General features: G+C 57.8%; 13 protein-coding genes. 4 read left to right on the forward strand and 9 right to left on the reverse strand.

Annotated elements, in window-relative coordinates; genetic code table 11:
- From ACETWG_07930 to ACETWG_07940, 3 genes are all read right to left on the reverse strand, one after another.
- A partial coding sequence (locus ACETWG_07930; GenBank protein ID MFB0516517.1) for an ABC transporter ATP-binding protein occupies positions 1-1,326 on the reverse strand: 1,326 nt, incomplete at its 3' end.
- A gap of 5 nt (positions 1,327-1,331) precedes the next feature.
- Positions 1,332-1,922, reverse strand: coding sequence for an L-threonylcarbamoyladenylate synthase (locus ACETWG_07935; GenBank protein ID MFB0516518.1), 591 nt, complete (start codon positions 1,920-1,922; stop codon positions 1,332-1,334).
- Entirely contained in the window at positions 1,919-2,854 is a 936-nt protein-coding gene (locus ACETWG_07940; GenBank protein MFB0516519.1) for a lysophospholipid acyltransferase family protein, read from the reverse strand. Before ACETWG_07940 ends, ACETWG_07935 begins: the two co-directional genes overlap by 4 nt.
- 140 nt (positions 2,855-2,994) lie before the next feature.
- On the opposite strand from ACETWG_07940, the gene ACETWG_07945 reads away from it, so the two are divergent.
- From ACETWG_07945 to ACETWG_07960, 4 genes are read left to right on the forward strand one after another with little or no spacing between them, the layout of a single operon-like run.
- Positions 2,995-4,338, forward strand: a complete 1,344-nt coding sequence (locus ACETWG_07945; GenBank protein ID MFB0516520.1) for a nodulation protein NfeD — start codon at positions 2,995-2,997, stop codon at positions 4,336-4,338.
- Positions 4,339-4,345: 7 nt separating this feature from the next.
- Complete coding sequence (gene floA / locus ACETWG_07950) at positions 4,346-5,383, forward strand: flotillin-like protein FloA (GenBank protein MFB0516521.1); 1,038 nt, start codon at positions 4,346-4,348, stop codon at positions 5,381-5,383.
- Positions 5,383-6,006, forward strand: coding sequence for a hypothetical protein (locus ACETWG_07955; GenBank protein ID MFB0516522.1), 624 nt, complete (start codon positions 5,383-5,385; stop codon positions 6,004-6,006). Before floA ends, ACETWG_07955 begins: the two co-directional genes overlap by 1 nt.
- 1 nt (position 6,007) lies before the next feature.
- A complete protein-coding gene (locus ACETWG_07960; GenBank protein MFB0516523.1) occupies positions 6,008-6,631 on the forward strand; it encodes a class I SAM-dependent methyltransferase in 624 nt (207 codons plus the stop codon).
- Here ACETWG_07960 and ACETWG_07965 read toward each other — a convergent pair.
- The 6 genes from ACETWG_07965 to ACETWG_07990 form a co-directional block, all read right to left on the reverse strand.
- Positions 6,584-7,294, reverse strand: a complete 711-nt coding sequence (locus ACETWG_07965; protein MFB0516524.1) for a lipopolysaccharide kinase InaA family protein — start codon at positions 7,292-7,294, stop codon at positions 6,584-6,586. The genes ACETWG_07960 and ACETWG_07965 overlap by 48 nt on opposite strands.
- Positions 7,295-7,380: 86 nt before the next feature.
- Entirely contained in the window at positions 7,381-7,986 is a 606-nt protein-coding gene (gene coaE / locus ACETWG_07970) for a dephospho-CoA kinase (GenBank protein ID MFB0516525.1), read from the reverse strand.
- A 26-nt stretch (positions 7,987-8,012) separates the two neighbouring features.
- On the reverse strand, positions 8,013-8,669 hold the full coding sequence (locus ACETWG_07975) for an adenylate kinase (protein MFB0516526.1): 657 nt from the start codon (positions 8,667-8,669) through the stop codon (positions 8,013-8,015).
- Between the two features lie 19 nt (positions 8,670-8,688).
- Positions 8,689-10,317 (reverse strand): NupC/NupG family nucleoside CNT transporter, encoded by a 1,629-nt coding sequence (locus ACETWG_07980; GenBank protein MFB0516527.1) that lies wholly within the window; start codon positions 10,315-10,317, stop codon positions 8,689-8,691.
- A gap of 2 nt (positions 10,318-10,319) precedes the next feature.
- Entirely contained in the window at positions 10,320-10,904 is a 585-nt protein-coding gene (locus ACETWG_07985; protein ID MFB0516528.1) for a thymidine kinase, read from the reverse strand.
- Positions 10,901-11,118 (reverse strand): uridine kinase (locus ACETWG_07990; GenBank protein ID MFB0516529.1); only part of this gene is annotated, 218 nt, incomplete at its 5' end. The genes ACETWG_07990 and ACETWG_07985, both read right to left, overlap by 4 nt.

Genomic DNA, 11,118 nt, shown 5'->3' on the forward strand with positions numbered 1-11,118 from the left:
CCGCAATGATCGCAGCCCTACGTCGCGTACGTCGTGACCGTCGATAGCAATTCTTCCTGAAGAAGCGTCATAAAACCGCGGTATAAGGTCGGCGACAGTCGATTTCCCTGAGCCACTCAGGCCCACCAGCGCCACTACCTCACCCTTTTTGATTTCACAGTTGATGTTGTATAGGGCCGGCCGGCCACCGCCTTCGTAGGTGAAGGTGACGTCTTCCAGGCGGATCGAATCATTAAACCCGGTGAGGGCCACAGCCCCGGGTTTTTCAGCGATCGATGGTAGCACATCCATGAGATTGAAGATGCGGTCGGCTGAGGCCAGGCCCACCTGGATATCGGCATGCACGTTGCTGAGGTTGCGCAGGGGCTGCAGCATGGCGAAAAGGAAGATGATGTAACTCATGAACTCTTCCGGGCCCACACCGCGACCGATCAGGACCTGCTGTCCACCCACCCACAGGAGTACCACGCCGAAGAATACCCCGATCATTTCGTTAAGGGGGGTGTTGAGGTTCTTGAGGGTGAAACGCCGGAATACCAATCGATAATAGCGTTGGTTTTCCCTTTTGAACCGTCGGGCCTCGTCCTGCTCCATTACAAAGGCTTTCACAATCCGCATACCGCGCAAGGTTTCCTGGAGCACATTCATCACCCCGGCGATCTGTCTCATGGAGCGCCGGGCCCGCCGCCGGAGGCTTCTACCCAGACGGGTGGTCACTAAGGCGGCCAGAGGGATCAATGGAATGGCCAGCAGGGAAAGCTTCCAGCTGATGATGAATAGCATGGTAGCGAAGACCGCGAGGTTGACAGGCTCTACTACGATCTTCTGCAGACTGACCGTGAAGGCGCGCCGGACCGCCGCCACGTCGTTCAAGACTACGGAGGAAATCTCTGCTGTTTTCTGATGATCAAAATAAGACATGGACAGGGTCTTGATATGGTTGAACAAGTCGTTCCGCAGGTCTCGAATGAGGCGGTTCTCCATTATCCCGGCCGCCATGTCCTTCAGGTAGAAGAACACGTTTTTAGCCAAAAACACTGCCAGCAGCAGCCAGCACAGGCGGGCGAGGGTCTTGAGGGGAGTGGACTGCTGGATCAGGTTGGCGGTCCAGGCCCGCAGCTGGTCGTAAAAGCTGCCCGCTACGGAGACATCCACCGGCTTCACGGGGATGCTCTCTGGACTGACCAGTACGGTGTTAATGAGGGAGGCCACCATCCAGAGTGAGAGCGAGTTCAGTGCCACGAAGATGAGTGATAAAATTAGCGTCAAGGCAATCATGTGCCCGTAGCGGGTGAGGTATTTAATGAAGCGGCGATAGGTTTTCATGCGGCCTAGAGTTTACCGTCACCTTGTCTGAGTACCCGCCAGGGCTCGACGGTGGCATCCACGACCGTGCTCCCGTTGGAAGCCGGCAGCCGTCCGGCATCCACCAGCAGGTCGACTTGCCCTTCGAGTTGGTCCTTAATGGTCTCCGGATCCTGGAGGGGGGGCTGACCGGTCCGGTTCACGCTGGTGGTAATCACCAATCCCTGCGCTCCCTGGAAAGCAGCCTGTACAAACGGATGCCCGGGGAGACGAAAGCCGACCTTCCCCCCGGGTCCCTTTACCGGCTGTAAGAGCTTTTCCGGATGACGGGGCGAAAGGATGATCGTATACGGTCCTGGTAGCATATTTAATAATTTGTCAGTGATCGCGGGCGAAACCAATGCATATTCTTCCAGCTCTTCGAGCTGTCCTACCATCACGCTGAACGGCCCTTTCCGTCCCTTGACCACCGCGAGTCGTTCGAGGGCCGCCTGGTTCATGGCGTCAGTGCCCAGGCCGTACAGGGTGTCGGTGGGGTAGACCACCAGCTCCCCGGCCTGAATAGCCTGCCAGAAGCTGGCCGGGGCGGCGGGATCGGTAGCGGCGATGCGTCTCATTGGCGAGCCGGTCGGGTTCTTCGATGCTGCGTAGGGCGGGTCCCTTCGGCAGGCTCAGGGCTGGTCCCTTCGGCAGGCTCAGGATGTGACTTCCACATGCGGTGGAACCAGAAGTATTGTTCGGGGTGTTTTTGAATCGCTTCTCCCAGGGCATCCGTGTAGCGTTGCGTAAGGATCTGAATTGCCTGGTCCCGGTTTTGCGGCAAATCTGCGGTGCTGATGGGTCGCAAGCTCAGACGGTAGCGTCGATCCTTTTTAAGGAGGCAACAGCCGACCAACAGGGGAGCGCTGGCTTTGAGGGCGAAGACGGCGCCGCCCCTGGGTCGGGAGGAGGGCTGGCCCAGCAGGGTGACCCACACGCCGCGCTTCCTGGCATCCTGGTCTCCTGCTAGAAGAAGGAAAGTTCCCGCTTTCAGCCGCTGCAGCATGATACGCGTGGAAGTCTTTTTGGATATATACTGGTGGCTGGTGTTATCGCGCACTTCCGTCACGAAGGAGCCCCCGGCTCCCCGCTGGGTCACCATCACGGGCGTAATAGGATAGCCGCGCAAGCCCAGAGCCGGAACGAACAGCTCCCAGTTGCCAATGTGACCGCTTATAACTACCGCCCCGCTCCCCTGATCACGCACTTCCTGGATATATGATTCATCGAAATCAATCATCGCGCCCAATGTATGGGTGGTGAGGTTTGGCATACGGATGAAGTCCGTCAGCATCATGCCGAAATGTTGGTAAGTGCGGTGGAGAATGGCCCAGCGCTGGCGGCGGGAACGCTCCGGCAGGGCCAGGCTCAGGTTGTTCCAGGCCACGTCCTTACGGTAGGGCATAACCAGATACAGACCGGCACCCAGCAGGCGCCCCAGGGCCAATGCCCACAAACGCGGCAGGCGGTTGATAATCCAGGCGGCGGCGTGAAAAAGTCGATTGATCAAGGCTTGGCAAACGTGTTTTGATTGGATCAATATTTAATTTTGTAAGTTACCGATATATGAAGATTTATTCGAAACGGTTTTTCCGACGGAAACACGTTGACTTTGCGGGGCAAGGCATATAATATTATTCTAGAATGAGAGTGGCATTCATTATCGGCGCTTTAGCGGCTGGGTTGGTAGCTAAACCTGCCGGGCTGGTCTACCGGGTGCCCATCCAGGGTACCATCGATATGGGATTGCCACCGTTCGTAGAGCGGGTCATTAAGCTGGCTGACCAGGAACGCCCTGAGGCCATTATTTTTGACATTGATACCTTCGGCGGCCGACTTGACGGTGCCACCCGCATCAAGGATGCCATCATGTCGTCGCCGGTTCCCACCGTGGCCTTCGTAAATCGTCGGGCCATTTCCGCCGGTGCCTTGATTTCCCTCTCCTGCGAAAAAATAATCATGTCCAAAGGCGCTACCATCGGTGCCGCCACCGCGGTGGATGTAGAGGGGAAAAAGGCCAGTGAGAAGGTCATCTCCTATTTTCGGGAGGAGATGTCTGCCACGGCCGAAGCCCGGGGTCGCCCCACCCGGATTGCCGAAGGCATGGTGGATGAGGAATTGGCGGTGCCCTACATTATTATTCATGGGGATACAGTACATCTTGAGGGGATTGAGGGCAGCAAGTCCGGGAAACTTATCACACTGACTACCGAGAAGGCAATTCGGCTGGCAATGGCCGATGATATGCAGGATACCTTTGAGGAAGTGCTGGCATCCCTGGGGCTGGAGGAAGCCCGGGTAGTCTCCTTCGCTCCCAACTGGTCAGAACATATTGTCCGCTTTCTTACCGATCCTATCGTCAGCAGTCTGCTCATGAGCATCGGATTTTTAGGGCTGCTATTCGAGCTGCGGACGCCTGGCTTTGGTTTCCCCGGGATTATCGGTGCCATTGCCCTGCTGCTCTTTTTCAGCACCAGCTTCATCGCCCAGCTGGCCAACTTCACCGAAGTGCTCATCTTCCTGGCAGGCCTCACGCTGCTGATCTTGGAAATAGTTGCGATTCCCGGCTTTGGTCTGGCTGGAATTGGCGGAATCGCCCTGATGCTGTGGGGTATGTATAAGATGCTCCTGGGTGAATTCCCCACTCCGGAACAGATAGAACGGGCCTTTATTGGCCTGAACATTGGTATTCTGGGCGGCATTATCGGTGCCGTTATCCTCTTAAGAGCTTTTGTCACCAGTAAATTTTTCAAGCGCCACATCCCTATCACGGCTGAGGAGTACAGTGTGGCTATGGGATTGGAGGAGCTGGTCGGCCAGATCGGCAATACTCTCACCGCATGCATGCCCACCGGTAAAGCCGAGATCGCCGGGCGCCAAGTGAACGTCACTACCCGGGGTGAACATATTCCTAAGGGAACCTCCGTTGAGATTATTCGTGTAGAAGGCAACACCGCCTTCATACGCATCGCTTCACGGACCAATAAGGAGTAACCAATCCATGACGAGCTTAGTTTTCATCCTCCCCATTGTACTGGTACTGTTTATCCTGTTTATCTATCTGGTCCCGGTGGGACTGTGGATTCAGGCGTTGGTCTCCATCGGCTGGCGGCAGATCTCACTCATCAAGCTGATTATCATGCGCATCCGGAAGATCCCACCCCGGCAGGTGGTGAATGGGATTATTAACCTGCATCGTGCCGGGCTGCGGCAGATCAGTTCGGAGGATCTGGAGACCCACTTCCTGGCCGGCGGTTCCCTTTCCCGGGTGGTCAATGCCATGATCGCCGCTAACAAGGCCAACATCGAACTTCCCTTCACCACGGCCACCGCCATCGACCTGGCGGGCCGGGACGTACAGGAGGCGGTGCAGACCAGTGTTTACCCCAAGGTCATCGACTGCCCCAAAACGGGTAAGATCAGTGCCGTGGCCAAGGACGGGATTCAGCTCATGGTGCGGTCCCGGGTGACCGTGCGCACTAACATTGAACAGCTGGTGGGAGGTGCCACGGAAGAGACCATTATCGCCCGCGTGGGCGAAGGGATCGTCAGTGCCATCGGTTCTGCCGATAATTACAAGGCGGTGCTTGAGAATCCCGATCGAATTTCCAAGGCCGTACTTGGCCGGGGGCTGGATGCCGGGACGGCCTATGCCATCCTGTCCATCGACATTGCCGACGTGGATGTGGGTAAGAACATAGGAGCCGATTTACAGACTGAGCAAGCCGCGGCCGATCTGAAGGTAGCCCGGGCGCGGGCCGAAACCCGCCGGGCCATGGCCGTCGCTGCCGAGCAGGAGTTCAGAGCAACGGTTCAAGAAATGCGTGCCAAGGTGGTAGAGGCAGAGGCGGAGGTGCCGAAAGCTATGGCCCAGGCGTTCCGGGAAGGCAATTTGGGAATCATGGACTATTACCGCATGCAGAACATCCAGGCGGATACCGGCATGCGCCAATCCATTGCTGAACCCGAAAAGGTTGTTGGGATAAGACCTGAAGGAGAGGTCGGTCCGGAGACGAAACCACCTACAACGGGTGAATAATGGACTTTTTTAAGAGCCCCCTGTTCTGGATCATCGTCATCTGGTGGCTGTTGTCCACTTTTCTGGGAGCCAGGGCGCGGCGGCGGCGGGCGATGCAGGCCCGGTCCGCACCGCCAGGTAAGCCGGTTACTCCAGCGGAAAAGCCAGCGCCTAAGGTTGGCAGGGAGGTCACGTTCCAGCGGGAGAGACCTCCCGAGGCCAGGGTGGAGGTCGAGGCGTTGGAGAAACGTCGGCCTCCGAGGCCGGTTTCGCCCCGGTTATCCGCAAGGGAAGGGCGGCCAGAGCCCCCTCCAAAGCCGGCTATGCCTCTGGAGGATGTCCTCCGCAAGCTGGGCCTTGCCGAGGAACTCATCCCAGGGGTACTCCGTCCCGAGACCGAAGAACCTGCTCTCGAGGAGGAGCCGGAAATTTTGGCTGAGCCGGAGCCTGTGGAAGCTCCACCAGAGCCACCGCCGGTGAAGCCTATTCCCACCCGTAGAGCGGAGTACGTCGCTCCGCGAGTTGAGCCCAGCTACCCCCTGCTTCCAGAAGCGATCCTTGGGCGGCTATCACCCCTGCAGCAGGTCATACTCCTGCGAGAGGTTCTAGGAGCCCCCCGGGCCTTGCGCGGGAGCATCCGCTAGATTGGCCTACAAGACCTGGGAGAGCCTGGAGCAGGTACACCAATACGCCCAGAAGCGCTACCGCCACCGGGACCAGCGCTGGCTCCACCGCCGCGAAGAAAACTTAATCAAGAACCTCTTCACTCGCTATCATCTGGGCGGGTCTATTCTGGACGTGCCGGTTGGTTATGGTCGTTTTCAGGAATTGCTGATACAATACGGGCCGGTCCAGGCCTTGGATTTCAACTTCAATGCCATCCTTTACCAACGTGCTAAGCTTGGACTGGCCCGGGGTTCCGTAACGGGCCTGGCCGAAGCCCTGCCCTACCGGGACCGCAGCTTCGAGCTCGTGTTCTCCATCCGCCTTTTGCAGCATGTCCATGAGCAGGATCAACGGGTTGCGATCCTGAAGGAATTCAAGCGGGTGAGTCGCCGCTGGGTAGTGGTATCGTTCTACATCCAGACGCCACTTCATATCCTGCATCGGCGCCTGTTCAAGCAACCGTCGCGAATTACCATGTTGTCACGCCGGACGTTACTGGGGGAAGCGGAAATGGCCGGACTGCAGCTGGTGAAGATGCTGTCAGTGGTGCCTGGTTTACACGCCCACCGTATCGGCCTGTTTACGGTTGCGGAGACGTCGTAGGCGCTTTTTCCAGCCCCGCCTTTGCAGCAGTCGGTGGCGATATTTCTGATACCTGCCCTCCCAGTCGATAGTCGGGTCGGTCTCGGTGCTGTAGACCTGGAAAAACCGGTGGGCCAGCCGGCATGTCAGCGCCTGGTCCCGGGCGTTGAAGTTGATCCGGGCCAGGTCAGATAGACGCTGATGTCTGGAGGGCCGCGCTCGCTTCCGGGCCCGGTTGAGATCTACCAGATGCACCAAGCCGGCATCATCAACCAGGCAGTTGCCGGTGGTGAGATCCCGGTGCCGGATGCCGCCTTCGTGCATGCGAGCGATGCTGAGAGCCAGATCAGCCACCGCCTGCTCCATGAGCTGCGGCGGGGCATTCGACTGGAGAAAATCACGCAGCTTCTGATGGGGATGGATGGCGGCGGTGACATAGAAATTCTCGTGGATGAAACCTCGGCAGCGGCGCAGATAAACGAATAGGGGTTGGGGTGTGCGGGCGGCCGCCTCCTCCAGAGCCCTGGCCATTTGCCAACTGTTCCAGGCACGGCCTGGACGCAAGGGACTTAAATAGAAGTGAAGCTTGTGACGCCAGCCAAACCACTTGATGACAACCGGCCCCTGGTGGGTATCAAGCTGAGCGACCAGATTGGGATCCTGGTCATAGATTTTTTGGGCCATTCGGGCCACCGCTCCCCGGTCACTGAGTAGGGGGAGGGCCAGCGGTTCCGGCAGGTAGCCAGCGGTTATGGTGGCAGTGGACAGGTCTAGGATTGCAGAATCCTGTTAAGGGTGTCGTAGATCTCTTCCAGCTGTTGAAACAGTTCCCCGAGGGTGCCATTATTTTGAACCACGAAGTCAGCTTGAGCGGCGCGTTGTTCATCGGAGAGCTGCAGGCGTATCCGGCTGCGAATGTCTTCTTCCGTTATGGTGCCCCGCTCCAGGGCCCGTTTGATCCGGAGTTCTTCATCGGCGACTACTACCAGGGTATAATCCAGATATCGCTCCAGGTGGGCTTCAAAAAGCAGGGGTACGTCTATCACAAACAGGCTTACTCCCTGCAGGCTGGCGGCGGTCATTGCGCGCTCGGCTGCCAAAACCACTTCCGGATGGATGATGTCATTGAGGCGTTGCTGCCGCTCCGGTTCAGCGAAGGCGTAGGCAGCCAGGCGCCCGAAGTCAATTTCACCCACCTCGTTTAGGACCACTTCACCGAAAGCCTCTACAATTGCCTGGCGCACCGGCTCATGGCGCAGGAGGATCAGCTTCGCTTCCATGTCGGCATCAAATACCCGGGCACTGCGGTCGCCGAAGAAGCGGGCCGCAGTCGTCTTGCCAGAACCAAGCCCCCCCGTAATTCCAATACGCAACATCTTCAGGCTTTCCGAACGCGTGGGCTTCAGGCTGACTCTGGAAGCAATGCTGCCAGGATGTTCTGGAAGACTTCTTCCACCGTTCCATTTCCAGCAACCTCTTTCACCAAGCCGGTGGAGCTATAATAGGCCAGCAGGGGATGGGTCTGCTCATTATAGACGTGGAGCCGCTTTTTGATGGTCTCCGGTCGGTCGTCATCACGTTGGATCAGCTCCGTGTTGCCGCAGTTGTCGCACACTCCGATGGTGGTCGGGGGGTTGATGATCAGGTTGAATACCGCGCCGCACTGGACACAGGTCCGGCGGGCCGTGAGACGGGAGAGGATCATGCGTTGCTTCATCGTGATGACGATGATGGCGTCCAGTTCCACCCCCAGACGCTCCAGGATGACGGTCAGTCCTACTCCCTGGGGGACCGTGCGGGGGAAGCCGTCCAGGATGAAGCCATTGGCGGCATCTGGCTCTTTGAGCCGGGCCTCCACCATGGCCAGAATTATTTCATCGGGCACCAGCTTGCCCGCGGCCATGATTGCCTCCGCCTGTTGACCCAGTTCGGTCTTGGCCCTGGTGTGTGCGCGTAGCATGTCGCCGGTGGCGACCTGGGGGATGGCGAAATGTTCAGCCAGCAACCGGGCTTGAGTGCCCTTGCCGACGCCTGGCGGACCGATGAGAATCAGGCGCATGCTACTGGTTGGCTTAAAGTCACAGGATCATCCCGGCCACGGTGGCGGTCAGCCAGGAAGCGATGGCACCGCCGAACATGGCGCGCAGGGCGATGCGGCTCAGCTCCCCCCGGCGTTTGGGAATGAATGCGCCGATACCACCTATCTGGATGCCGATGGAAGAAAAGTTGGCGAAGCCGCACAGGGCGTAAGTGGCGATGATCTGGGCCCGCTCATTGATGATGTTCCCTTGCATGTAGTTGCTGAGGGTGCTATAGGCCACGAATTCGTTAAGGGAAATCTTGATGCCCAGCAGGTTACCCACCTCATCGGCGTATTCCCAGCTGACCCCCATCAGCCAGGCCAGGGGGCGGAGAATAGCCCCGAACAGGGTTTTGAGAGAACCGGGGAAAATACCGCTGTACTCCTGGTTGATGGGCGAGAAGCCCGATGAGGCGCCATATTGGACCAGCTGGCCGCCGAGTAAGGCGCCGTCAATAAGTTTATCCAGAAAGTTGAGAATCACATCGGCCACAGCGATGAGGGCGATAAATCCAATCAGCATGGCCCCTACATTGACAGCCAGCTTCAACCCATCAATGATGCCCCGGGTGGCGGCCTCAATGATATTCGAGCCACTCTCGATGGGTGGCATATCAACATCCCCGGCGGTGGTTGAGTGTTCGGTTTCGGGGAAGATGAGTTTGCCCACCGCGAGGGCCGCCGGGGCCGACATGACCGATGCCGCCACCAGGTGGCCCGCATTGATGCCCATAGCGATATAACCTGCCAGGACACCACCCGCAATGGTGGCGAATCCGCCGACCATGATCGTAAGCAGTTCCGAGGTGGTCATATCCGGCAGGAAAGGCCGGATGAGCAGGGGTGCCTCCGTCTGCCCCACAAAGATATTGGCCGAGCAGGAAAGGGTCTCCGCTCCACTGGTACCGATGGTCCAGCGCATGAACCGGCTCAGGGCGATGATGATGCGCTGCATAATGCCCAGGTAATAGAGGACGGACATGAACCCGCCGAAGAAAATGATGGTGGGCAGAATTTTAAAAGCGAATTGGACGCCGAAGCCGGGCCAGAGGCTGCCAGCCGGGGTGGAAAAGTACTCCGGATTGACCAGGTTGCCGAATAGAAACGCAGCACCGTAATAAGACAGGTTGAGGAAGTCAGCGATCTTATCTGAAAATGATCGGAAGATGGTCTTGCCATATTGTCCATAGGCCACGGCAGCGGATATCAGGGTGACTACAAATGCCGCACCCAGGTAGCGGCTCAGGGGGGCTCGTCGTAGCTTCCAGGTGTTGAGGATCAGGATGAGTATCAGCAAAAGAAGTAGCCAAACCAGATTTATGATACTGCCTGCGAAAGCCAGAAGAGCCCCTAATCCCACGGCCCCTGCGACCACGGCCAGCGCGTACAGGTTTCCATTTCGCGCCCGTTTGATGTCCTGCTGGAGCAGGTACAGGATCACCAGGATTCCCAGCAGCGACATCCCCACGAAACTCCAGATGTTTTCCTGAAGAATGACGATAGCGAAAAGGAACTGGAGGGCCAATCCCCAGACGATGGGCCGCAGCTTGATTTTGGTACGATTAGCGGATATCCCCCAGGCGATGGCCAGGAGTGCGAGCATCCCGAGGAGGCTAATCCATCTCATACCTATCCTTTCTGGTTCTTTTCGGTATCGGGAATGGGGGGTTCAAAACAGCGCCGGCAGCGGGCCTCGTAAATGTCAGTTTCACCAATGAGGATCCGGCGATCGTCCCTGGTCAGCCGCTGGGTGAAATTGGCCGGCTCCCCACAGCGCATACAGATGGCTAAGGTCTTGGTCACGTATTCCGCTTCCGCCATGAGTTCCGGGAGGGCGCCAAAGGGCTCGCCCCGGTAGTCCTTGTCCAGACCGGCGACAACCACCCGTTTACCTCGTCCGGCAAGTTCCTTCACCACCGACACGATATCAGGTTCAAAAAACTGGGCCTCATCGATGCCGATTACGTCCGCTTCATCGGCATGCTTCAGAATTTCCTGTGGGGAGCTGACCGGTGTGGAAGGGATCCGGAGTTGGCTATGGCTGACGATATCACTCTCGCTGTAGCGATCATCAAGCTGGGGCTTGAAGATGGCCACCGATTGTTTGGCGATTTGGGCCCGGCGCAGGCGCCGGATCAGCTCCTCGGTCTTGCCGCTGAACATGCTGCCGCTGATCACCTCGATCCATCCCATGTAACGTGGTGTCTGGATCATGGCGAGATAACCTCCCCTTTTATCTGATCCCCGCCTAAAAGGGCATTGATTTTAGTCTTTAAAATGTCGATAGCGACCCGGTTGTAGGCTCCTTCAGGGATAATGATGTCGGCGAACCGTTTGGTGGGTTCCACGAATTGCAGGTGCATGGGACGCACGGTCTTATAGTACTGGTCCACTACCGATTCGATTGAGCGGCCCCGGGTTTTTACGT

This window comes from Candidatus Neomarinimicrobiota bacterium, from assembly GCA_041862535.1.
In the GTDB taxonomy this organism is placed as follows: Bacteria; Fidelibacterota; Marinisomatia; order SCGC-AAA003-L08; family TS1B11.